This window comes from Rhodoferax sp. GT1R46 (assembly GCF_056521285.1).
In genome coordinates this window covers 29,915-52,953 of sequence record NZ_JBWMBC010000003.1, presented here as the reverse complement: position 1 = coordinate 52,953, position 23,039 = coordinate 29,915, and the positions used below count along the sequence as shown (strand labels likewise).

Annotated in this window: 22 protein-coding genes and 2 pseudogenes; 4 read left to right on the top strand and 20 right to left on the bottom strand. The window is 57.2% G+C overall.

Annotated elements, in window-relative coordinates; translation table 11 throughout:
- Window positions 1–822, bottom strand: a complete 822-nt coding sequence (gene map, locus AC097W_RS08795) for a type I methionyl aminopeptidase (protein WP_479602129.1) — start codon at window positions 820–822, stop codon at window positions 1–3.
- A gap of 85 nt (window positions 823–907) precedes the next feature.
- Between map and purL the strand changes: the two genes are divergently transcribed.
- Both purL and AC097W_RS08785 read left to right on the top strand, forming a co-directional pair.
- Window positions 908–4,957, top strand: a complete 4,050-nt coding sequence (gene purL / locus AC097W_RS08790; RefSeq protein ID WP_479602128.1) for a phosphoribosylformylglycinamidine synthase — start codon at window positions 908–910, stop codon at window positions 4,955–4,957.
- Window positions 4,958–5,010: 53 nt separating this feature from the next.
- Window positions 5,011–5,607 carry a glutathione peroxidase gene (locus tag AC097W_RS08785; RefSeq protein WP_479602127.1) on the top strand — a complete coding sequence of 199 codons (597 nt, stop codon included), beginning with the start codon at window positions 5,011–5,013 and terminating at the stop codon, window positions 5,605–5,607.
- Between the two features lie 20 nt (window positions 5,608–5,627).
- Here the strand turns inward: AC097W_RS08785 and AC097W_RS08780 are convergent, their stop codons facing one another.
- The 6 genes and pseudogenes from AC097W_RS08780 to AC097W_RS08755 all read right to left on the bottom strand — a co-directional run.
- Entirely contained in the window at window positions 5,628–6,881 is a 1,254-nt protein-coding gene (locus AC097W_RS08780) for a putative Na+/H+ antiporter (protein WP_479602126.1), read from the bottom strand.
- 7 nt (window positions 6,882–6,888) lie between these two features.
- Entirely contained in the window at window positions 6,889–7,476 is a 588-nt protein-coding gene (locus tag AC097W_RS08775) for a DsbC family protein (protein WP_479602125.1), read from the bottom strand.
- Between the two features lie 52 nt (window positions 7,477–7,528).
- The gene (locus AC097W_RS08770; protein ID WP_479602124.1) at window positions 7,529–7,744 is read right to left on the bottom strand and encodes a hypothetical protein; all 216 of its coding nucleotides are present in this window, start codon (window positions 7,742–7,744) and stop codon (window positions 7,529–7,531) included.
- 105 nt (window positions 7,745–7,849) lie between these two features.
- Window positions 7,850–8,335, bottom strand: a complete 486-nt coding sequence (locus AC097W_RS08765) for a MarR family winged helix-turn-helix transcriptional regulator (RefSeq protein WP_479602422.1) — start codon at window positions 8,333–8,335, stop codon at window positions 7,850–7,852.
- The gene (locus AC097W_RS08760) at window positions 8,322–8,813 is read right to left on the bottom strand and encodes an acyl-CoA dehydrogenase family protein (RefSeq protein ID WP_479602123.1); all 492 of its coding nucleotides are present in this window, start codon (window positions 8,811–8,813) and stop codon (window positions 8,322–8,324) included. Before AC097W_RS08760 ends, AC097W_RS08765 begins: the two co-directional genes overlap by 14 nt.
- Window positions 8,814–8,820: 7 nt before the next feature.
- Window positions 8,821–8,916, bottom strand: a pseudogene (locus tag AC097W_RS08755) (ABC transporter ATP-binding protein); the annotation flags it as partial.
- Between AC097W_RS08755 and AC097W_RS08750 the strand changes: the two are divergent.
- A pseudogene (locus AC097W_RS08750) lies at window positions 8,914–9,237 on the top strand (3-oxoadipyl-CoA thiolase); the annotation flags it as partial. The pseudogenes AC097W_RS08755 and AC097W_RS08750 overlap by 3 nt on opposite strands.
- 26 nt (window positions 9,238–9,263) lie before the next feature.
- On the opposite strand, the gene AC097W_RS08745 reads toward AC097W_RS08750, so the two are convergent.
- The 7 genes from AC097W_RS08745 to AC097W_RS08715 form a co-directional block, all read right to left on the bottom strand.
- On the bottom strand, window positions 9,264–10,493 hold the full coding sequence (locus AC097W_RS08745) for a hypothetical protein (RefSeq protein ID WP_479602122.1): 1,230 nt from the start codon (window positions 10,491–10,493) through the stop codon (window positions 9,264–9,266).
- Between the two features lie 2 nt (window positions 10,494–10,495).
- Window positions 10,496–11,242 carry a hypothetical protein gene (locus tag AC097W_RS08740; RefSeq protein ID WP_479602121.1) on the bottom strand — a complete coding sequence of 249 codons (747 nt, stop codon included), beginning with the start codon at window positions 11,240–11,242 and terminating at the stop codon, window positions 10,496–10,498.
- Window positions 11,243–11,275: 33 nt separating this feature from the next.
- The gene (locus AC097W_RS08735; protein ID WP_479602120.1) at window positions 11,276–11,839 is read right to left on the bottom strand and encodes a hypothetical protein; all 564 of its coding nucleotides are present in this window, start codon (window positions 11,837–11,839) and stop codon (window positions 11,276–11,278) included.
- Between the two features lie 12 nt (window positions 11,840–11,851).
- Window positions 11,852–12,127: a DnaJ domain-containing protein gene (locus tag AC097W_RS08730; RefSeq protein WP_479602119.1), complete on the bottom strand. Its 276-nt coding sequence runs from the start codon at window positions 12,125–12,127 to the stop codon at window positions 11,852–11,854.
- 217 nt (window positions 12,128–12,344) lie between these two features.
- Window positions 12,345–12,740 (bottom strand): translational machinery protein, encoded by a 396-nt coding sequence (locus tag AC097W_RS08725; protein ID WP_479602118.1) that lies wholly within the window; start codon window positions 12,738–12,740, stop codon window positions 12,345–12,347.
- Window positions 12,741–13,090: 350 nt separating this feature from the next.
- Window positions 13,091–13,612: a superoxide dismutase family protein gene (locus AC097W_RS08720; RefSeq protein ID WP_479602117.1), complete on the bottom strand. Its 522-nt coding sequence runs from the start codon at window positions 13,610–13,612 to the stop codon at window positions 13,091–13,093.
- Between the two features lie 74 nt (window positions 13,613–13,686).
- Window positions 13,687–13,989 (bottom strand): flagellar basal body rod protein, encoded by a 303-nt coding sequence (locus AC097W_RS08715; protein ID WP_479602116.1) that lies wholly within the window; start codon window positions 13,987–13,989, stop codon window positions 13,687–13,689.
- A 146-nt stretch (window positions 13,990–14,135) separates the two neighbouring features.
- Between AC097W_RS08715 and AC097W_RS08710 the strand changes: the two genes are divergently transcribed.
- On the top strand, window positions 14,136–14,453 hold the full coding sequence (locus tag AC097W_RS08710) for an SHOCT domain-containing protein (protein WP_479602115.1): 318 nt from the start codon (window positions 14,136–14,138) through the stop codon (window positions 14,451–14,453).
- 72 nt (window positions 14,454–14,525) lie between these two features.
- Here AC097W_RS08710 and AC097W_RS08705 read toward each other — a convergent pair whose 3' ends face one another.
- The 6 genes from AC097W_RS08705 to AC097W_RS08680 all read right to left on the bottom strand — a co-directional run bounded on the left by AC097W_RS08705 (window position 14,526) and on the right by AC097W_RS08680 (window position 22,981).
- Complete coding sequence (locus AC097W_RS08705; RefSeq protein ID WP_479602114.1) at window positions 14,526–14,735, bottom strand: hypothetical protein; 210 nt, start codon at window positions 14,733–14,735, stop codon at window positions 14,526–14,528.
- 28 nt (window positions 14,736–14,763) lie between these two features.
- On the bottom strand, window positions 14,764–15,156 hold the full coding sequence (locus AC097W_RS08700) for a glutaredoxin family protein (RefSeq protein ID WP_479602113.1): 393 nt from the start codon (window positions 15,154–15,156) through the stop codon (window positions 14,764–14,766).
- Between the two features lie 835 nt (window positions 15,157–15,991).
- Window positions 15,992–16,222 (bottom strand): hypothetical protein, encoded by a 231-nt coding sequence (locus AC097W_RS08695; protein ID WP_479602112.1) that lies wholly within the window; start codon window positions 16,220–16,222, stop codon window positions 15,992–15,994.
- Window positions 16,223–16,695: 473 nt separating this feature from the next.
- Complete coding sequence (locus tag AC097W_RS08690) at window positions 16,696–17,187, bottom strand: thermonuclease family protein (protein WP_479602111.1); 492 nt, start codon at window positions 17,185–17,187, stop codon at window positions 16,696–16,698.
- 4 nt (window positions 17,188–17,191) lie between these two features.
- Window positions 17,192–22,237 (bottom strand): DEAD/DEAH box helicase, encoded by a 5,046-nt coding sequence (locus tag AC097W_RS08685; RefSeq protein ID WP_479602110.1) that lies wholly within the window; start codon window positions 22,235–22,237, stop codon window positions 17,192–17,194.
- Window positions 22,238–22,372: 135 nt separating this feature from the next.
- Complete coding sequence (locus AC097W_RS08680) at window positions 22,373–22,981, bottom strand: hypothetical protein (protein WP_479602109.1); 609 nt, start codon at window positions 22,979–22,981, stop codon at window positions 22,373–22,375.
- Window positions 22,982–23,039 lie beyond the last annotated feature (58 nt).

The following is a 23,039-nucleotide window of genomic DNA, read 5'->3' as shown; positions in this document are numbered from 1 at the left end:
TCAGGCTGTGGCCTGGGCCGGCACAAACGCGGGTATGGGCGGGCTGCCTGCCGACAGGGTCATCACCTCGTAGCCGGTGGGGGTCACCAGAATGGTGTGCTCCCACTGGGCGGACAGCGAGTGGTCTTTGGTCACAATCGTCCAGCCGTCTTTCTCAGGACCGTCCTTGATTTCTTTTTTGCCGGCATTGATCATGGGCTCGATCGTGAAGGTCATGCCCTCTTTCAGCATTTCCAGTGTGCCGGGGCGCCCGTAGTGCAGAACCTGCGGCTCTTCGTGAAAGACCTGGCCAATGCCGTGGCCACAAAACTCGCGCACGACGCTGAAGCCCTGGCCTTCGGCAAATTGCTGGATTGCATGACCGATGTCACCCAGGTGGATTCCGGGTTTGACCATCATGATGCCGCGCCACATGGCGTCATAGGTGATGGCGCTCAGGCGTTTGGCGGCAATGGACACATCGCCAACCATGAACATGCGGCTGGTATCACCGTGCCAGGTGTCCTTGATTACCGTCACGTCAATGTTGACCACATCGCCCTTTTTGAGCAGCTTGTCGTTGGGAATGCCGTGGCACACCTGGTGGTTGACCGAGGTGCAGATCGACTTGGGGTAGGGCGTGGAGCCACCGCCCATGTAGTTCAGTGGCGCGGGAATGGCGCCCTGCACCTGGGTGATGTAGTCATAGGCCAGTTTGTCCAGCTCATTGGTGGTTGCACCGGGCTTGACGAAGGGCGTCAGGTAATCCAGAACTTCGGAGGCGAGCTTGCCCGCAATGCGCATGCCCGCAATGCCCTGGGCGTCTTTGTAAGTGATAGTCATACGCCAATTATCCCACCGGCCTTTTAACCTGTCGCGGGCAGGTAAAATTGAAGGCTTTCCTCAGCCCATCTTCAAGGCCGCCCCAGTGACCCTGCACATCTCCCCATTCGAGGGCAGCAACGCCCTGAGCAGTTTCCGCATTCAGCAACTGTTGCCCGGCTTAGTGGCCATTCACGACAAGATTACCAGCATTTCGGCCCGCTTTGTGCACCTGGTGGCGTCTGATGCTGCGCCCGATGCGGCGCTTTCAGCGCAATTGGCGGCGCTGCTCACCTACGGTGACCCCTATACAGGCCCTACCGAGGGAACGCTGATTGTGGTTTCACCCCGACTGGGAACCGTGTCGCCCTGGGCTTCCAAGGCCAGCGACATTGCCCACAACTGCGGTTTTGCCGTCAAGCGCATTGAGCGCCTAGTGGAATACCGCCTGACCCTCAAAAACGGCTTGATCTCCAAATCCGTCTTGACGCCAGCCCAGCTCGCGCAAGTGGCCGATCTGCTGCACGACCGCATGACCGAGAGCGCGCTGTTTGACCGTGCCCAGGCTTTGGATCTGTTCAGCGCGCTGCAGGCGGCGCCCATGGACCATGTGGATGTGCTCGGCGGTGGCAAAGCTGCTTTGGAGGAAGCCAACATCCGTTTCGGCCTGGCACTGGCTGCCGACGAGATCGACTACCTGGTGAACGCCTTTACCCAGTTGCAGCGCAACCCCACCGACGTGGAGCTGATGATGTTTGCGCAGGCCAACAGCGAGCACTGCCGCCACAAAATCTTCAACGCCCAGTTCACCATTGACGGTGTGGCGCAAGACCAAAGCATGTTTGGCATGATTCGTCACACGCACCAGAAAAACCCCCAGCACATGCTGGTGGCCTACTCGGACAACGCCTCCGTCATGGAGGGCGTGCAGGTGGAGCGTTTTACAGCCAAATCAGCCTCTAGTCCCCGCGGAATATGCGCATCCAGCTATGAAAAGCATAGCGAAATAAACCACATCCTGATGAAGGTGGAAACGCACAACCACCCGACGGCCATCTCGCCATTTCCCGGAGCGTCCACTGGCGCGGGCGGAGAGATTCGTGACGAAGGCGCCACCGGGCGCGGCTCCAAGCCCAAGGCGGGTTTGACCGGATTTACCGTATCCAAACTCTGGCCGCAAGACGGTACCGAGGCATTTGGCAAACCCGACCACATCGCCAGTCCGCTGCAAATCATGACCGAGGGCCCTTTGGGTGGCGCGGCCTTCAACAACGAATTTGGACGGCCCAACCTGCTGGGCTACTTCCGCGAATACGAGCAAAGCGTGACCAGCAATGTGGACACCGTGCAGCGCGGCTACCACAAGCCCATCATGATTGCCGGTGGCCTGGGCGTGATTGATGCCACCCAGACCCACAAGATCGAATTCCCCGCAGGCAGCCTGTTGATTCAGCTGGGCGGCCCCGGCATGCGCATTGGCATGGGCGGTAGCGCGGCCAGTTCCATGGCCACGGGTGCCAACGCGGCCGAGCTGGACTTTGACTCGGTACAGCGCGGCAACCCCGAGATCGAACGCCGGGCGCAAGAGGTCATCAACCAGTGCTGGATGCTCGCCGAAGGATCGGCTGACCAGTGCGGCAACCCCATTCTGGCCATTCACGACGTTGGTGCAGGCGGACTTTCCAACGCCTTTCCCGAGTTGACCAACGACGCTGGGCGCGGTGCCCGGTTTGACCTGCGCGCCGTCCCGCTCGAAGAAAGCGGCATGGCGCCCAAAGAAATCTGGTGCAACGAGAGCCAGGAACGCTATGTGCTGGCCATCGCCCCCGAGTCACTGGAGATGTTCAAAGCCCTGTGCGAGCGCGAGCGCTGCCCGTTTTCCGTCGTCGGCGTCGCTACCGAAGAGCGGCAGTTGGAATTGGTAGACGTGGGCAACGAATCACCCGTGGATATGCCGATGAATGTGTTACTCGGCAAGCCGCCCAAAATGCACCGCGATGTGCAGACCGTGGCCCGCCAGTTCGCCCCCGTTAACCTGACCGGTGTGGACCTGCAAAAAGCGGTGATCGACGTGCTGGCCCACCCTACGGTGGCGTCCAAGCGCTTTTTGATCACCATTGGCGACCGCAGCGTGGGTGGCTTCACCCACCGCGACCAGATGGTGGGCCCGTGGCAAGTGCCGGTGGCCGATTGCGCTGTCACGCTGGCCGACTACAAAGGTTTCGCCGGTGAGGCGATGGCCATGGGTGAACGCACCCCGCTGGCCACAGTAAACGCGCCCGCGTCCGGCCGCATGGCCGTGGCCGAGGCGATTACCAATTTGCTGGCTGCACCGATTGATTTGCCCCGCGTCAAGCTGTCAGCCAACTGGATGGCGGCTTGTGGCGAACCCGGTGAAGACGCGGCGCTCTACGCCACCGTCAAGGCGGTGGGTCTGGAGCTGTGCCCGGCGCTGGGTGTGTCCATCCCGGTGGGTAAAGATTCGCTGTCCATGCGTACACAATGGAAAGACGAGCGTGGCGCCAAAAAGGTCACATCCCCCGTGTCCCTTATCGTTACTGCCTTTGCCACCCTGGCAGATGTGCGTGGCACGCTGACACCACAACTCAACGCGGACGAAGACACCACGCTGGTCCTGGTGGACCTGGGCCACGGCAAACACCGCATGGGCGGCAGCATGCTGGCGCAAACCCTGGGGCAGATGGGCGACGAAGTGCCGGATCTGGACAACCCGCAAGACCTGGTGAACCTGGTTAACGCGGTGAATGCCCTGCGCGCGACGGGCAAGATTCTGGCTTACCACGACCGCAGCGACGGTGGCCTGCTGGCCGCAGTCGCCGAGATGGCGTTTGCGGGCCGTGTCGGCGTCTCGCTGAATGTCGACATGCTGGTGACCGAGGGCGATGGCATCTCGGATAGCCGCATGGACGTGGGTGATAGTAAAAACTGGGCTGGGCAGGTGGGCGCGCGACGTGAAGAGCGAACGCTGCAGGCCTTGTTTACCGAAGAGCTGGGCGTGGTGTTGCAAGTGCGCACCGCTGAGCGTGGTGACGTGATGCAGACACTGCGCGAACATGGCCTCTCGGCCTTCAGCCACTTTGTGGGCAAGACGCGTCCTGCGTCATCGACCATCGACGCGGGCAAGGGTGAACTGCAAATCTGGCGCGATGCCAAAGCGGTCTTCAAAGCCCCGCTGCATGACCTGCACCAGGTGTGGGACAGCGTGAGCTGGAAGATTTGCCAGCAACGCGACAACCCCGTTTGCGCCGATGCCGAGCATGCCGCAGCTGGGCTTCTGTCTGACCCTGGTATGCATGTGTTTATGCCTGTAGCCCCCGTGAAATATGCGCAAGCAGCTACTAAAACCATAGCAAGCCCCGCCTTGATGCTGAGTCGCCCCCGCGTGGCGGTGCTGCGCGAGCAGGGCGTCAACTCGCATGTGGAAATGGCCTACGCCTTTACCGAGGCAGGTTTTGAAGCCTTTGACGTGCACATGACCGACCTGCAAAGCGGCCGCGCCAAGCTGGAAGACTTCAAGGGCGTGGTGGCCTGTGGTGGCTTCAGCTACGGCGACACGCTGGGCGCTGGCATTGGCTGGGCCCGCTCCATCACGTTCAACGCGGTGCTGGCCGGCCAGTTCAAGGCCTTCTTTGGCCGTGAAGACACCTTTGGCCTGGGCGTGTGCAACGGCTGCCAGATGTTTGCCGAGTTGGCCGACATCATTCCGGGTGCGCAGGACTGGCCGCGTTTCACCACCAACCAGAGCGAGCGCTTCGAGGCGCGCCTCTCGATGGTGGAGGTGCTGGAGTCGCCCTCGCTGTTCTTCGCCGGTATGGCGGGCGCGCGCTTGCCGATTGCCGTGGCGCATGGCGAGGGTTATGCCAACTTCAAGTACCGGGGCGACGCCAGCAAGGCCATTGCGGCCATGCGCTTCACCGACAACACGGGTGCTGCCACCGAGGCCTATCCGTTCAACCCGAACGGCAGCCCGGCAGGCCTGACGGCCGTGACCACGGCGGATGGCCGCTTCACCGCCATGATGCCGCACCCCGAGCGCGTGTTCCGCAACATCCAGATGAGCTGGACCAATTTGGACCAAAACGCGCACAGCCCGTGGATGGAGCTGTGGCACAACGCCCGTCGCTGGGTAGCTTAGGGCTGGCGGTTACGCGCCAGCAAGGATTCTGCTGCGCGCCTATACTGATTGGTATGAAAATATACCGATCTGTTTTGCCCGCCGTCCTGTGCGGACTGGCTTTGCTGGGTTCTGCTTCGGGCGCCTCGGCGCAGGCGGCAACGCCCGCCGCCGCACCAGCGGCTTGCCCCACCATCTTGCAGCACCAGTTTCCCCGGCTGCAGGATGACGCGCCCCAAAACCTGTGTCAGTACGCGGGCAAGGTGGTGTTGGTGGTCAACACCGCCAGCTACTGCGGATTCACCGGCCAGTACGAGGGCCTGGAGGCCCTGTACGCCAAGTACAAAGGCAAGGGCCTGGTGGTGCTGGGTTTCCCATCCAACGATTTTGGCAAGCAGGAGCCCGGCTCATCCAAAGAAATTGCCGACTTTTGCTTCAACACCTACGGCGTGAAGTTTCCGATGTTTTCCAAGGCTGTGGTCAAAGGCGCCAACCGAAACGCCTTGTATGAGGAATTGTTTCAGGCGACAAAAGTGGCTCCGGGCTGGAACTTCCACAAGTACCTGATTGATCGCAGCGGCAAGGTCGCGGCCAATTTTTCCAGCCAGGTTCCACCCGAAAATATCACTGTCACGACCGCTATTGAAAAGGCGTTGAGCCAGAAGCTGTAGAGTGCCACGTGGACTGTGCTCTATAAAAGCAGGAACACCATAGCCGCGACGGCAGTCGGCGCCAAAGCTCCCAGCAGCAGCCCACCTGCGCCAATGGACTCGTCGTTGAAACCCCGTTTGAGCAGGGCAACGCCAGCGGGGTTGGGTGCATTGGCAATCACGGTGAGGCCACCCCCCGCGACGGCACCCGCCACCAGGGCATATTTGGCGGCATCGGACATGCCCTCAATCAGCGAACCGAGGTAGGTCAATGCCGCGTTGTCGGTGATTGCGGTCAGGCCCAGCGCGCCGAAGAACAGGGCTGTGGGCTCCAGGCTGGACACAATGGGTTGCAGCCACCACTGTTGCATGCCGCCCAGCACCACCAGCCCTGCCAGAAAGAAACCCACCAACAGTCCTTCCTTCAGAATCAGCGGATTCTGGTAGTGCGCATACGCCTGCGTGAAGCCCAGAAAGAACAGAAACAGTCCGAGAAAGATGACCGGGTGGTGTGCAAACACCACGACCGCCGCGAGAAATGCCAGGTGGATTGCACGAACAATAGGCGGAATGCGGTGCTCTGCTGCTGCCACGTGTGGAACCGTAATGGCAAGCAGATGGCGGCGGAGCAAAAACGTTATCACACTGGCGTTGATGAGCACCGCAATACTGGCCTTCCAGCCAAAGTTGGCGGCCATGAAGGCGCTGTCCCAGTTCCAGGTGGCAGCCACCATCAGCACGGGTGGTGCGGCAAATGATGTCAACGTGCCACCGATGGATACATTGACAAACAAAACGCCTAGCGCGCCGTACTTCAGCCATTCCGGTATGCCGGGTCGAAAAACCAGGGGTGCCAGCATCAGCGCTGCAAGGGTCATGGCGGCGGGCTCGGTGATCAGTGAACCAATCAGTGGCACCAGCGCCATGCACAGCCACACTTGTGCCACAGCCCTGCGGCCGGGAACAAGACGGGCAATGGCGGCGATCAGGGACTGAATGCTGACCAGCACGGGCTTTGACGCGGCAACCACCATGATCACAAACACAAACAAGGGTTCGGTGTAATGCAGCGATTCTGCATAGGCGATAGCCTCGGTACCGCCGCTGACCAGCGCCATGGCCACGATGAGTACGAAAGCCCAGAAGCCGAATACAACCTCGACTTCCCCCAGCAGGTGAAACAGACCCGCATGGCGGGAGCCGCGGTGCGCCAATTGCTCGAAGAACTTGGTCGAAAATGTATGGATCAGCGCGACGCCAAAGATGACGGCGGCTATCAGTTCGATGGTTTGCATCAGCGGATTACTGCGCCACAGGGTCCAACCCCAACAAATCGACCAAAGCGGCCGTGGTGAGAGCGCCTTCCTGGCTGACTGTCAAACCACTTTTCTGGTTCTTGGCCACGATAAACGGAACCGACTCCGCGCCGAAGCTGTTCAGCAGCTTGGTGTTGGCCTTGATGGTTTGCTCCACGTCCGTGGCAACGCTGGATGACGCAGATATGCCACCTTTGCCCGCCAGCAGGGAGGCCTCGTGTGTGGTCATCAGGTCCACCGGGTTGCCTGCAGTCAGCAACGCGGCCCCCTGTGTCGCGCTGGTGGCATTGATGATGGCCACAGGAATCCATACGAAGCGGGTCTTCTTGTGCAAGGGGAGGGAGGCTTCCCACAAATGCCCGCAGTGCGGACATTGCGGGTCAAAGAAAACATAGACCGTGCTGCTGCTCATCAGGGCGCCCGCGGTAAAGCCTTTGGCTTGCGTAGCGACGACTTCAATTGAGACTTCGCGCTTGGTCGGGCTGGCTGCGCTGGCAGCATCCTCGCGGGAGCACCCGCCCAGCCAAAGTGGCAATAGGGCGACAAATACAAAAAGCAGGCGAGTGGGAGTCATGGGCAATTGATCAAAAATATGGACACGTTAACGGATTCAGAAGACCTGCCATTCAGGAGTTTGGGTCAGGGGCGGGCGTTAGTTCGTCCATCAGGGATGCTGGAACTGTCTTGACATCGTCCGCTATTTGTGCAAGTTCCGAGAAAAGCGCCCATGCCGACTCGGTATTGGCCTCGCTGACTTCCGGCACCGGAATGGGGTCTCCCGGTTGGTAGCGGTCCTGGGCTTGTGCTTGGGTGGAAGCCGGCTTTTCTGGCTTGTTTATCACGGAGACTCCCTCTGGTTTCATTCTTCATTGCACTGTAGCGGATTCGTAAATCCAATGCAATTTGCAGGCCAGAAGCCAGTGGGCAATCTCAATGCGCCCCGTGATTCAGAGATAGACTTTTTGCAGCAGACGGATCAGTGTCTTGTGTTCGGTGGTCGTCAGGCGGGAAGCGACTTCACTTTCGAGGTCAAACGCGGTGGATTCAGCGCTGCGCATCAAGGCTTCCCCTTCTGGAGTCGCGTGCAAACCGGTGGCCCGGCCGTCACTCGGATGCGGGCGACGGACAATCAGACCGCGTTTTTCAAGCGCGTTGACCAGTCCGACCAGATTGGGGGGAAGTATCCCCAGGGTGCTGCACAGCTGGCGTGACGTGATGCCCGGGTTGTGCGCAATCAATGATGCGACAGAAAAGTCCACTACCCGCATGTCGTAAGGCGCCATGCGCTGCATGAACACCTCGATGACTGCCAATGCCGCTCGCCGCGCGTTGTAGCCCAAGAGTGTTTCAAGGTACCGGGTATCGACCCGGTCAACACGGGGGGTGGAAACGGGGCGGGCAGGGGTCGTGGGTTTGGGGTCAGTTTGCTTCAGTGTGCCTTGAAGAGGCCGCAGCGATGATACCAAGGCGCATGTCCAGCTCGGGCATTACCCAGCGCTGCAGTGCCTGTGCGGGCGCTGTCCAGCGCGCTGTTGCGGGCGTGGCATGGCGGCTAATTTGGGCCCAGGCCCAGTCCAGTAGCGCCACGGCCACGGCGCGCAGGTAGTCGTCGGCAACCCAATGTGCCAGCGTGGGGTCTTGTGCGGCAGCCTTGGCAAGCTCTTGTGTTTGGGCCTGTAGCGCGACCAGTCGGGCCAGCACCCGGTCGTCAGCGGGTTGGCTGGCATCCAGATCGCCCCGCAAGGCATTCAGCCAGATCGTGAACGACGTGCCGCCATCGGGCAGCACTTTGCGCATCAACAGGTCAATGGCCTGAATTTCGTTGGTGCCCTCGTAAATCATGGCTACACGGGCATCGCGCACGTTTTGCTCAATACCCCATTCGCGCACATAGCCGTGGCCGCCGAACACCTGCAGGCACCAGCGGCGCCAGGCCCAGGCTGGGCTCGTCGAGCATCAGCAGGCTGGGGCGCGACATCAGCGAGCGGCCCACGGCCAGCATTTGCCGTTCATGGGATTTGGCCCGGCACCGGCCACACGCAAGGTGCTGGAGCTGACGGGCTTGAGTCTGGCGCAGATGGATGTGATCGAACTCAACGAAGCCTTCGCTGCGCAGGGCTTGGCGGTGTTGCGTGCCCTTGGCTTGCCGGACGATGATGCGCGCGTCAATCCCAACGGGGGTGCTATTGCCTTGGGCCACCCTTTGGGAGCCAGTGGCGCCCGCCTGGTGACCACGGCCGTGAATCAGTTGCACCGCACTGGCGGGCGCTACGCGCTGTGCACGATGTGTATCGGCGTGGGTCAGGGTATTGCATTCATTGTTGAGCGCGTCTGAACACGGGAGAATGAGGCGCTACGGTCTCAAGTCCCGATATTGCATTCACGCCGCAGCAATGCCATGGCGTCCTTGAGAGCATAGTCAAGATCACTGCGCAGTGTGGGCAGGGCCTCGTCCACAAACGCGTTCCACAGATGGGCGTAGTCGTCCTGATGTTGATCGGGTGCGTTCTTCAGAATGAAAGCGTTGGCCAGTTCTGGCTGGAGTGCTGATTTTCGTATTTTGCGTATCAGTGCGGACGCGCTTTTCTCTGTCAATACGGTCTTGGGCGTGCTGCCTGCGGCAACACACAAAAATAGCGTAAGCAGCGAGCTGTCGTCACTGTGGCCGCCGGTGGCTTTGGTCCAGGCGGCAGACGCGCTGCGATCGAAATGGTCCACCTCGCTCAAACCATCTTCCAGCCAGAAATAGCGGCCCATGAACGCGGGTGTCTGGTCAAACAGTTTGCGTACCGCAAGCTTGGTGTCCAGAATTTTCGACAAGTCGGTCTGAACCGATTGCCGGACACCATCCACCACCGTTTTGAGGTGCAGGGGCAGGTTCTTGGGCATGGCGATGACCAATGTGGATGCATCTGCAGCGTATTTTTTCCGCAATGCTCCGACCATCTTCTCGAACGCCACCCAGTCAGGCATGTCGGTGCGTTTGGAGGCCAGCGTCAGCAGGGCAGTGCGGATCACGGCTTCGGCGTCTTTGCCGGCTTCTTCCAGCACATCGGCATCCAGCCCCAGCAGGTCTGCCAGCCAGATGGCTGCATCCACCACCTGTGCCACTTGTCGACGCAGGGCCAACTCAACCTGGTATTCGGGCAAGCTGCGCAGGGTCCATTTGGCCAGCAGCGGGATGTCGTCATCGGTAAAACCGCGGTGTTCATTCATGCCAAAGTGGCTGTTTTGAGGCATCGCAATCAGTGCTTTGAGCATGTCCGATCCGCCTTTGGATCGCGACAAAAACGAATGATCACGCAGTGCCTCAGCGGCCAGTTGCAGGTCACCGCCGCTGGTGGTTTCCAAATAGAGGCTGACCAGATTGACCATGCGGTCTTTGGCTTTTTCCAGTTCGGGACGCAAAAACTCGGTACCAAAGTAACGCGCAATCTGCACCATCCCTTTGGGTGCATCGTTCGCTATAGCATCCAGTTTGGCCTGATCGAGAAGGCGGTTCTGTATGCCATAGACCAATGCCTTTTCAAAAAAAGGTCGTGCATCGAATAGCGAGACTCCATGGTGTTGGGAGGCTGAAGGCGTAGACATCGTTAGATTGCCGATTCCTCGTCATCATCGCGGGCGGCTGGCGTGGCCTTGCCGCGATCGGTGTCGCCTGTCTCGACTTTGCCGTCGTCTTCTTCCAGCTCCTCTTCATCAGCCAGACCCATGTCATGGGCGCGCGCTTTGGCGCGCAGTACCATGACCATTTCAATGAAAAGGTCAGGGCATTCGTAGCGCAGGAGCCAGGCCATTTGCATCCAGTCCTGGTCGGCCACCTCATCAAGCTCCAAGCGTGCTGGGACATAGGCCGATGACAGCAGGGCGGTTTCCGAAAGCATTTCGCCATCGTCTTCGACCGAATCAAAGGTACCGGTGCGGGCAAATGCTTCAATGCGACTCCACTTTTCGGAGAAGTAGTCGGCCAGCGCCTCGCTGCCGCCCTCCAGGTCGCCAATCGCAGTCAAAAACTCGACCGGGTCCGCGTCTTCCCGAAAAATGACCGAATTGACCATGCCCCGCAGGTGGGTGCGGCTCAGGTCTTTGTATTGCTTTTCGATGACGACTGCGCGCGCGAACATCGCCGGCGTAACCAGTAGATTGATGACCGACTCCTTCGAGTTGTCGTACTCGCGGATGACCGCCAGGATGTCCTTGGGTGGCAGCTGCTCCAGCACGACCATCAGGGCATGATCGCCCTCTGTATCTGCCAGTTCTACCAATGCGGATTCAGCGCCAACAATGTCGCCAGCTGCGATCAGACTTTGGGTTTTTGCAATGAGGGCGAGGTGGTTCATGCGGTGCTTCAGGTCAGTGAATAATTCTATGGATCAGTCTTTGCGGTCGAAGCCTTGCTCGACCATCCAGTCGGCCCCGGCTTCTTCGCGTACACGGGCATCGCTGTCTTCATTGTCATCGTCGCCATCGGTGTCGCGCGCGCCGTGGTGGGTGTCAGCGTCTTCACTGTCATCTTCATCGTGATCTTTTGCGTTGGATGGTGTTCCATCGGGCTTGTTGCGCATGTATTCCAGGCCTGCGGCAACCGTTAGAAACCACTCACCCATGGGCTGCTTCATGACGACCTGAACAAGATCTTGTGTCCAGGGCTCCAACTCAATCGCGTGCGTCAGGCTGTCCCATTCAGGCAGTTCATCCGACTCATGGGTCAGCAAATGATCCATAGCTGCAGCTGACTTGAAGCGAAAGCCCTGGTGGAATACGACGGCCACCATCTCGGGACTGAGCTCCAGCATATTGACCAGAAAACCGATTTCCTTGCGCTGCTGCTTCAGTCGCTTGCCCAGCACGTTCAGCCCTTCAGAGTCAAAAGTCAAGTCATCTATTTCTGCGTTGTAAGCCGAACGCAGGTTGCGAAAGTAGGGGGAAATATTCATGCCTGGGTGGATTTAAATGAGACGGTTAAAGTAGTTTTGCCAGATTTCACGCGCAGTATCGATGGGACTGTCCAGCAGGTTGCGGCGGCGGTTGTCGTCGTACGCTTGGCGTTTGGCATCATCTGAAAGCACTTCGTAGGCTTCTTGCACTGCCCGAAAACGCTCGGGCGCATCCAGGTGGTCATTTCGATCCGGATGGTGCAGGGCGGCCCTTTGTCGAAAGCCCTTTTTTATTTCGGCAAGGGTTGCTGCGCTCGTGACGCCAAGGGATGCGTAATGGTCTTTCATGAAGCGTGGTTTCCTCGCCAGAAAAGAAAAAACCCCACTAACAAAAAATAGCGGGGCTTTTTGCAGCCGTGAGGCTTGATTTTGGCTCCTCGATCAGGGCCTTGGCTTGCCAACGATGGTTTGACCGTATCAGCCCCAGGACAAGATGCGCGGAGTGTAAGTTATTGATTATAAACGATATTTAAATATTGCTGTTCCCAGCATTGGCGAGGCCGGTCTAGAAGTTGTCGCCCAGCATTCCGTCCACTTTGACGAAATATTTCTTTGCATAGGCAAGCAACTGAGGGTCGGTCGGATGGTCAACCGTTTCAACGCCCACAATCTTTTCCGCTACCTTGGGATCATGCCCGTGCATATGCTTGATCAATTTCAGCTTGGCGGATCCAGGGCCGACGATCAGAACCTCTTTGGCGTCAGCGATCCCTTTGACCACTTCATGCAGGTAATGATCATCTGGCAAAACATTGCCGCTTCCGAGCGTACCCGCGTGGTGATGGAGGTGGGGGTGCTTCGACTTGGTTTTGATGATTTCGGTGTCGCTGGCGTCGGCATTGAAATGAATAACGTGGGCTTCTTGGTTATCGAGCCACACAACTGCATGATTGAAAGACATGGAAGAGTTCCTTTACATTGATAGGGATATGACCCAGTTTATGCCCGCCCACCAATGTGAAGGTTGATCTGTGTCAAGTCAACGGACGCATCGGAGTTGTGATGCGTAGTGGGCATTTCAACTGAGGCAGAGGCCATGACCCACACTGGGAGGTCACTAGCCTTCTGCTCTACTACCGTAAAAAAATGATGAGAAGAATGATGATTAAGAGAGCGCCGCCGCCAATATACATGTCAGTCTCCATCGCGTAGCCCATCCTCAACGAGGATAGCAAAGCACGCGTTAGTGAACTGATTGAAGCATTCGTTGGCGCGAGTGTCTGTATGCCAGCCCACGTTGCGCTGGCAAAGTCAACTCTGACCCTTGATGATTGCCGCGCAGGCGATCCGCGGCCCTGAATTTCCTGTTGGCTGTGTTTTGAAGTCGTCGGGATCACGGTGAACGATAAGTCCATGTCCGACCACGTCCGTCATTGAATCGCCCACGGACAGCGAGAGAGATTCGTAGCTGAATTTCGCTACTCCATGCACATCAGATTTGAGACTCTGCAAGTCACCCGCGTGGTGCTCATTTTCATTGAGCGCTCCGTGACGCTTCCCATCCGGGTTGAAATGCCCGCCCGTGCTCATTCCGTCACCACTCGAGCAGTCACCTTTTTCATGGATATGAAAACCGTGTTCGGTATTGGGTGCAAGTCCTTGAACGTAACCCGACACGAGCACCCCGCCAGCGATTTTTTTGAATGTAACCAGTCCAGTCGCTGTGTTTCCATTCGTAGGCGCCAGTTGCGCTGTTGCCGAGGGGGCTGGCTGGAATCCGGCACATCCAGAAACTACGAATGCCGCCAATGCTGTTCCAAGGATTCTATTCATGAGAAATTCTCCGAATCGTTTGCTGAAGGCCGTTCAATGTAGCACCAAAGATCTGCCTTTGTAGAGTGGCGCAGTCAAGCCAGGGTATCGAGCAGCGAGCCCGCCATTTTGTCGCTCGTTTTGAAAACTGCCAGATTCGCTAAAAATGAATTCTTTGCCTGCAGTTGCGCCACCATATCTGACTCCAGTGCAGCCCCATCCGTGCTGGACTTCACGATGGACGCGGAAACACCACCGGATTTTTGCTCGGTCTGCATCACTTCCTGCCGGCGAAATCCTGCGGTGTTGACGTTGGCGACATTGTGGGCAGATGAATTCAGCGTGGTCTGCGCTGCGGCCATGCCCGGCAGAGCGATCGACGAAAGGGAAGAAGCCATGTTGAATCTCCTAGGGGGCGACGCAATGCGCTCGATTTGACCACAGTCGCCAGGATGCACTGTTCTGGGGTCGCTTGACATTGGTCAACGCTCGTTCTCAACGGTCGTGTATTTTTCAGTTCTTGGACAATCAAGAGGATTTGAATATGAAACTGAAACGCCTATTGATGATTAGCGTGGCTGGCCTCTTTTTGACGGCGCATGCGGTCGCGCAGCCTTACGGCCTTGGGCCAGGAATGATGTGGGAAGACGGTTGGGGCATGTTCAGATTCGTTCATGTCCTATGGTGGGTGCTCTTGGTAGTTGGCATCGTCACCCTTATTCGGTGGACATCTGCGCGTGGCCCGCGCGGCTTGCGGCGATCCGAGGAAGACCGCGCAATTGAAATTCTGCGTGAACGCTATGCGCGCGGCGAAATTGACAAGACTGAGTTCGAGGAGCGCAAGCGCAATCTGAAGACTTGAGAGATGCCGTTCGGAAACAGGGTGCGGAGGAAAACGGCTCTGGTCTGAGCTAGTCCGTCCATTGCGGGGCGTTTATCCGCACTTGGGCGAACAGACGGTTTGGGATTTTCCGATCAGCTTGCGGGTCATCAACTCCGTGCGTGGACGGTGCTTGCCACACAGGAAGCAGGACATGGTTGTGCTTGCCGAAAACGGCGTTGCGAGGAATGGAGAGCCGGAGACTTTGGATTTGTACCGGAGTCCGTCTTCCACAATTGCTGACTTCGTAACTGGCTTGCTCATGGGGATGTTTTCCTTAAATAACGTGGAATCAAATGTTAGCGAAACGCCCACGCAGGTAGCTGTTGATTGCGCCTGAATCTGTCATCCATTGCACCTTACCACTTTGGTCGGTGATTTTGAGGCAAGGCACCTTGGTCAGACCGGAACCTTGCAACAATGCCGCGCGGTTGGTTTCGTCATGTTGGGCATCCTTGCGCGCAATCGGCAGCGACAGGCGATGCATCTCCTGCCTGACTTTGAGACAAAACGGACAGGTTTTGAATTGATACAGAACAAGGCCTTCGCACTGCTGATCGACCGCAACTTGCTGGGCCGTCGTGCGCTTGAGTGCGGCGGGTCGACTGATCACTTCCCAAAGCAGCATCACCGGGCCGAGAACGACGCGCAGTGCTTTGAAAAATAGGCGGAAGAATGTTTTCATGAAGAGGTGGTATTGTGGGGTGTGGCGGTTTCCGCGATTTCCGTCCCAATGCATATGGGGACGGGAAAGAAAAAAGCACCTAGGCTTTTGACCTAAGTGCTTTCCTTTTGGAGTTTTGGCTCCTCGACCTGGGCTCGAACCAGGGACCTACGGATTAACAGTCTTCAGATCGAGGCGTATGCCGAATTCTATCCGATTCTCAAAACTTCCTAAGTTACTGATTTTCCTAGAGTTTTTCCATTTGGTTGATTTTTGGACATTCCATGCGGTTCCCGCGTTTTGTGTAATTTTCTCTGCCTGATTACACAGGAATTACACCGGGATTTAGCTCGCTTGCTGGGCGATGCGGGGGTGAAGCGGCGGACAGGGAACGGGACAACCCTCCATATCTGATGACATAGACTTTCAATCCGCTATTTAATTGATAGCTGCTTGCGCACGTTCTACGAGGGCTAGCGGCCTATTTGGCATATAGAAAGTGCTCCGCAAGGGTTTGATCAGCTACCGCGACGGCGGTAGGCAGTGACGAACCTTCGGCGCTCGATATGTGTCTGCTGCCTCCACCAGCGCGGTCATGCCGGGCACGCTGCCTGCTGAATGGTGCTTTGCGCTGGTGGCAGCGCACCCAACATCACCGCTTTCCATTTTCGTGAGTCTGTAGCTTTGGTCAGTGGCCAATGCGGAGTACCGCAATGGCCAGGCAGCACGAGGCTGTCGCGTAGCTTCGACCAACAGCGCGGTCATGTTGGGCGGCCTGTTTTTTGATTGAACTGCGCTGCGCGCTGTGGGCCAGTCCACCCAGCATCACCGCTTTCGGTTTGCCAGCGCTGTAGTCTCAGTCAGTGCGCGCGGCGCTGGTGCGCCCCGCACAGGTGCCGGGGAGGTACATCGCCAGTGCTTCGCAGGTGTTGGTCAGTGCGCTGGTACGCAGATATGGCTTCGGCTCGCTGGCGCATCGTGCTGGATCAGCCTTCGCCTGCGGCTCGGCCTGGATGCCGTGCTGTTCGTGGCAGTTGTGGCGCACGCCCGCTACGGCCACCCGCTTCGCTTTTACATAACGCCGCATTGCCCTCAGTGCCCGCCAGTCGCTGCGCTAAAGCTCCGCTTGGTGCCGGTCACCGCTTCGCGCCCTGTCGGGTGAAGGCAACAGGCGTTATGCAAAGTGGCCTTCGCTGGAGGCGGTCGCACAGCCGTCGGCGCTTCCCGGTCGTTGGCACGCCCTACGCGCCGCCGTCTGCGCGCCCTTGTGGTTGTCGTGGCACCGTGGCATTGGTCAGGCGCTGCGCGCTGTGTGCTTGGTCAGTGGCCTGCGGCCAGTTATCTTGTGTGCGCCCCGCCCACCCTGTGGCCTCGCCGCTGCGCGGCTTTGGCCCTGCGCTGGTCTGCCCGTCCGCCCCCAAGGGGCTCCCTCAGCCCAGCGCTCATTGGTTGTTGGTTTTGCTACAAGTTTAGTAGCTTCTCACGCACAGAATACGGGGACTACAGGCCGAAACGGCCTGTAAGCCAGCGTGACCGCTGGCTTACTTAGGTAGGTGAACTTTAGGATTTCGACTTGTTATGCCTGAAGTCCCAAGGCGGTACAGGTTCAGTATCGCGCCACAAACCCCGCTTGCCAGCTTTGGCCGCGTCTTCCGCCGCCTCGTACAGCCTGCGGTCGTTGGGTGACTGCTCACGCTGATACTGCCGATAGAACCAGGCCATACCGCGTTCGACCTGCACCAGATTGACATCCTGCCCATTGACCAACACCTTGCCAATTTGCCGCCCGTATCGGTCGCGCTTCTCAATCTCGACATTCACGGTCTTGTCGAACACCATGTCCGACAGCGACTCTTTGGAACGGTTGCCAAACGCCTGTTTTTTCTCTGGCGCATCAATACCGGCCAGACGAATCTTGTGCTGCACCTTGTCGGCATCCAGCACCGTGATCGTGTCGCCATCGGCCACGCTGACAACCCTGCCCGTGACCGTCTCAGCATGGGCGGCGCAGGCCAGCGCCAGCAACAGGCATACAAGGGCTTTGCGCGTCATGAGGCTACGACTTGCCGCCGGCAACAATATCCAGCCGTGGCAGCGCCCGCACAATCTTCATTGTTTCCAGGCTCACAGTGATGACTCGCTGAAACAGTTTGAGCGGGTAGGCCGCATCCCCGACAGTCTCAGTGGCCCACAAATTGGCATCGTTGACGATGCCGCTGTCTTTATGGGTGGTTACGGCCTGCCGCTCCATCACCCATTCCAAAGCGGGTTTGCCGTTGACCACATAGTCATACGCTTCCAGCGGAATGCCGATCATGGTGATTTTGTGGTTATAGACCACGCGGGTTTTGTCGGTCTTGCTGGGGAACTTCATTTGCGTTACCCGATAGTCAGCATCGGTGAAGCTGGAAAGCAGCAATGCACCGCCTTCAATCTCCACTGGGTAAGGCGTGACGCTCTCATAACCAATATGCAAGTCCGCCAGCTTGCGCCCGGCTGCGCTGAACGCCTGAAAATCAACAAACTCCTTTACTGCGGGAATGCGGGGCAATTCCTTGCTCAGGTTGTCGGCATAGCGCTTTTTATAGTCCTCGGAGTGCAGCAGGCCATAGATGTAATAGAACAGGTCTTCCTTGTCGATTTGCTGGCCTTGATAGGCATTTTGGAAGTGCTGCAACCCTTCATCCAATATTGCATCCCTAGCCGCATACTTTGGTCCGTTGCGGGAGTGCTTATCTTGTGTCCGCAAGGAGCTTGCACCCCCAAACAGTTCACTTTGATTTTCTGCGTCTTCTGTACTGTCTTCGTCATCAAACCAGTTAATTGGGAAACATAGACCGGAATCTAGAAAGTGAAGATTGGCAGGCGAACTGGTCATCAACGCCGAAAACCCCTTGCCTGAGCCTGTCCCGCTTAAATAGATAGCTAGATTCGCCTTGTCGCTTGAATAAAGTTGTCTATTTTGGCCGGGGCGCTCAATCATTTGTCCATCAAGATATAGGTACTGTTTAGTGAAAGGGCGATACATCCCAACGACAATTTTCGACTCATCGAAAGTAGCGTGCTTCTGCCGTCCGACATTCCCAATTAGCCCACTCGACCAACTAATTTTTGTGGGCGATCTATCAATGAATTCTTCAACACGTTTAAGCCTTCCTGCAGTATCAACAGGCGGCAAGTTCGCCTGATACTTAGCAAAGTCATTAACTTGCTCGTTGTAAAACTGAGTCATGCGGCTCATATTTTGCTTGACCGCCAATTTGGAAAAGCCATACACCCACGCATCCCTAGCTGTACTAACACCTAAAGAATAGTTGGAGAAAATCGCATTCTTTCCGGCCGTGACTTTGCCGCCGAGGTTAATGAACTCCCCAAAACTGTCATCCCGCTGCCCCACCCAGTCCCCGTGCTGGTCCGGTGTAATCGGCAACCACCCATTGGCCCGGCCAATGCCTTCAATGCTGCCAAAGGCGGTAATCTTTTCCAGCTTTTCTTCCCGCGTCAGATAGTCGCCAATGTCATGGAAATAAATCTTCCCGTTTTCGGCAGCATTGGGGTTCTTCACCAGAATGCTGATTGCAATGGGTGTGCGTGTCCCCATGCCAAAAACGTTATCTTTTTCTTGGCGGCGCTGCTCGCCTGACGTGCGGGCGTTACCACGCAAGTGGAAAACATAAATGCTGCTGAACTCTTCCGCCAGGCATTTACGCAGGCCGTCCATAGACTTGCTGTCGACAAAACTGGCATTGCTCACATAGCCCACAACGCCACTATCACCGATACGGTCGCTGGCCCATCGAATGGCGCGAATGTAGGAGTCGTACAGGTTCTTTTGCAGGGTCGCTGCGGAATGCTTGGCATAGCTGTTGCGGATGCTTGCGTCCAGAGTCTTGTACTCGACATTCTGGTTATCGTCGTTCTCGCTTTTCTGTCCAGCGGAGTACGGTGGGTTGCCAAAGATCACCCGAATGGATAGCTTCTTTTGCTTGCGGCGGCGGCTCTTGTTTGCCGCAACCGTGTCGGTGTCAATCGCGTGTGAACCCGGCTCATACAGGGCAAAGGTGTCGGTCAAGCAAATGCCGTTGAACGGCACATACTCGCCGCCCATGATGGCGTGATAGACCTGCTCGATATTGATGGCCGCAATGTAATAGGCCAGCAAGACGATTTCATTGGCATGGATTTCGTTCTGAAACTTGTAGGCCAGCTCTTCCCGGCTGATAAGTCCGCTTTGGAGCAAGCGGGTAACAAAGGTGCCTGTCCCGGTGAACGGGTCAATTATGTGAACATTCTTGCTGCCCAGGCTCTGCCCGAACTCGCTTTTCAGAATGTCATTGATGCTGTGAATGATGAAGTCCACCACTTCGACCGGGGTATAGACAATGCCCAGACGTTCCGTCATCTTGGGGAATGCGTTTCGGAAAAACTTGTCGTAGAGCTCGACAATGATTTTCTGTTTGGCTTTCAGGTCGCCGATACCAGCGGCGCGCATCTTCACACTGGCATAGAACTTTTCCAGCGTTTCAGCTTCCTTGTCCAGGTTGTGTTCATTCAGCACCTCCAAAACGCCTTGCATGGCCTTGGAAACTGGGTTGTGCTGGGTGAAGCTGTAGCCCTCAAACAAGGCATCAAACACCGGCTTGGTGATGATGTGCTGTGCCAGCATTTCAATCGCTTCGTCGCGGGTGATGCTGTCATTCAAATCGTCTTGCAACTCTTTCAGAAAGCTATTGAACGAAGTAATTTCGGCCTTGTTTTCGGGCTTGCCCAGAATTGCGGTAATCCGGCTGATATGGGTTTGGGCAATACGGGCAATGTCGCCAGCCCATTCGTCCCAGTACAAACGGTTGCCGCATTTCTTGACCACCTTTGCCATGATGGCGCGCTCGATCTCCCCGACGTGGTAATCAATATCTTGCTGGGTTGGCGCTGGTGTTGCAGCTTCCCCGATGCTTGTCCCACCCTTGGCTGCTTTGGCCGACTTGGCGGCCTTATTGATCTTGGCAACCTCCGGTTTATCACCAGCGGGGGCCTTGCGCTTGATGTTGATGGTGTCCGTGATGGCAATGACTTCCATCTTGGACCGGTCCTGCCCGGTCAAGTCCAGCTTGTTAATCATCGCGTCAAAGCGGTCATCGTGGGATCGCAGCGCTTGCAGCACCTCCCAAACCACTTTGTACGTTTTGTTGTCGTTCAGCGCGTTCTCTGGCAGCACGCCCGCCGGAATGACCACCGGCAGAATGACATAGCCCAGCTTTTTGGTACTGTTGCGCGGCTTGCGCATGACACGCCCGACGGACTGCACCACGTCCACCTGTGAATTACGCGGGGTCAGGAACAACACCGCGTCCAGCGCCGGTACGTCCACACCTTCAGACAGGCAGCGCACGTTGGAGAGCACCCGGCAGGTATTGGGGGGGATTTCAGCTTTGAGCCATTCCAGCTTTGCTTCTTTCTGCGCGGCATTCATGCCGCCATCAACGTGGGCCGCTTCACATACCAGTTGGCTGATGGCATCTTGGTTGTCGGGATTTTCCTTGAGCAATTCAGCGCGGTATTCGTCCACCACGGCCTGAAACATATTGGCAATGTTCTTACTGCTGACCTTGTGCGTCTTCGCGCCATTGTTCACTTCAATGACCTGACAGAACGCCACGGCCCGGCGCATGGGCTCGGGATCGTGGCTCAGGTCTGCCTGTGTGTCCTGCTTTGCCAGCGCGCGCCAGCAACCCACAATCTTGGCCGCATCATCCACCCGCAAGCTGTTATTTGCATCCGCCAACTGCTTTTGAAGGTACTTGCTAATGTGGTCTTCACTGATGGTCAGCACAATGACCTTGTAATCACACAAGATGCCCAGCCCATGCACCGCCTCGGAAAACGACAAGGTGTGCAGCGTTTCCCCAAAGTAAGCCGGATCGTTCATATCGTAAAGAACGATGCTGTCGTTTTCGGCTTTGGCCTTCGCCTGCACGCCGTATACACGCGGGGTAGCGGTCATGTAAACCCGCTTGTTGCCCTTGATCACGTCTTGGTTGTGGACTTTGACAAAGGCGGATTCGTCGTCACCGTCAAAGCTGGCACCCGTGGTGCGATGCGCTTCGTCACAAATAATCAAATCGAAGTCTGCCAGCTTGTGCAGCTTCTGCGCCTGCGAGATCACATCAATGGAGTGGTACGTGGAAAAAACCACGCTCATGTGTTCTTTGTCGTGGCGCTTTGTCACCTCATGGGCCAATGACTTGGGATTGGTGGTGGCCGGGAACTGCAATTCATGCACGAGCATCGCAAAGTCGTCATCTTTGTCGCGGCCCTTGCCGACTTCGCTATCAGAGCAAACGGCGAAGCTGTGAATCGGTGTAGCCGTCTCCTGCGTCCATTCGGTCAGGGTCTGTGACAACAATGACAACGACGGCACCAGAAACAGGACACGCCCACCAGCCCCGGCCATTTGTTCAGCCAGCCGCAACGACGTGAAGGTCTTGCCCGTTCCGCACGCCATGATCAGTTTGCCCCGGTCGGCATGGCCCAATCCCTCGATCACGTTGGCAATGGCGGTCTTTTGGTAGTCCCGTAGGTCTTTGGTTTCCTTGAGCTGGACGGCCTGCTTTTTGAAAGTAGCGCCCCAGTCGACCACGCTCGCTTCCAGAGCGAACATGTCAATGATGTTGACCGGCTTGTCGCGCTGCTGGATGGCGGCATTCACATGGTGACTGGCTTCGTAGGTGGTCAGGAAGAGCAGCCCATTGGTGAATGGCTGCTTACCCATCGCGCTCAGGAATGAATCAATGCCGTCGCTCTTGCGAATCTTGGAGTCTTCGGCATAGAACTTGGCTTGAATCGCAAAGATGCGCGGATGGTCTTTGGTGTCTTCAACGGCAACCAGGTCGATACCGGCATCCGCCTGCGGGTCTTTGTGACCCAGACTCATCCAATATCTGCGCCATTCCTCCCAGAGGAAAACTTTGCCATTGAACAGGTCTTTATAGACCGGCTCATTCTGGAGATATACCTTGACCAGATTTTCAAAATAGGCGCCTTTTTCGCGCTCGGACTGTGAAGCTGCGCGGAAGGTGTCTAGGATTTCGGTTAATGCGCTCATGACTGCCTGAATGTTGTGGTTTTCTCATGGCAGTCTATCAGGGGAACTTGCGAGAATTGGCGCGATTCCAAAAGGACAAAAGGCTACACCTTGATGCGTCTCAGGCGATGCTTCAGCCACTTTTGCGAAACAGATTCACCCCTCCAACAACTTGTGCAGGAAACCCAGCTTGCGGCCAATGTCATGCAAGCTGACCTGCACCAACGCATCGTGGTGGCCCCTGAGCCGCTGGTAGGTCGTCCAGTGCATGCCTTTAGGCTTGCCGCCGCCGCCATTCAAGATGCCTGCCTCCCAGCCCATGCGTTTGCGCAGCTTGTCAGCCTTGGTGGATGCCCGGTCGCCTGCACCTTCTTTCTGCGTGGCGTAGCCCAGCCCGCCACATTTGCGGCAGGCGAAGTACCGGCCCGGCGCGTACAACACCGCCACACGTTTGCTGCACCGGGGGCAGGTAAACCAGTAGCGCTGCCCGCCCAGGTGGCAAGGTGAGGTTTGCGTCTGCACCCGTTGCTCGACTACTTCGCCGGTACTCTTTATGCGGTAGGACAGCGCCATGCCGTGGTCAAAGTCCACCCGGATGCTGATGCCCGCCACTTGATGGTCGTTCACCGTCCACTGCCAGGTAAAGCCATTGCCCGGCACCAACAGGCCTTTGCGGGTGATCTTGCGAATGTCCAGCGGCATGGAATCGCTGGTCTCCGCTTTGCCGCTGTGGCTGCATTGCCGTCCACTTCCGCGTCCGCCCATTTTTATTCTCCGGTTTTTGCCGAAATCATTTGGCAAGTTGAACAGATGTAGTTACCTG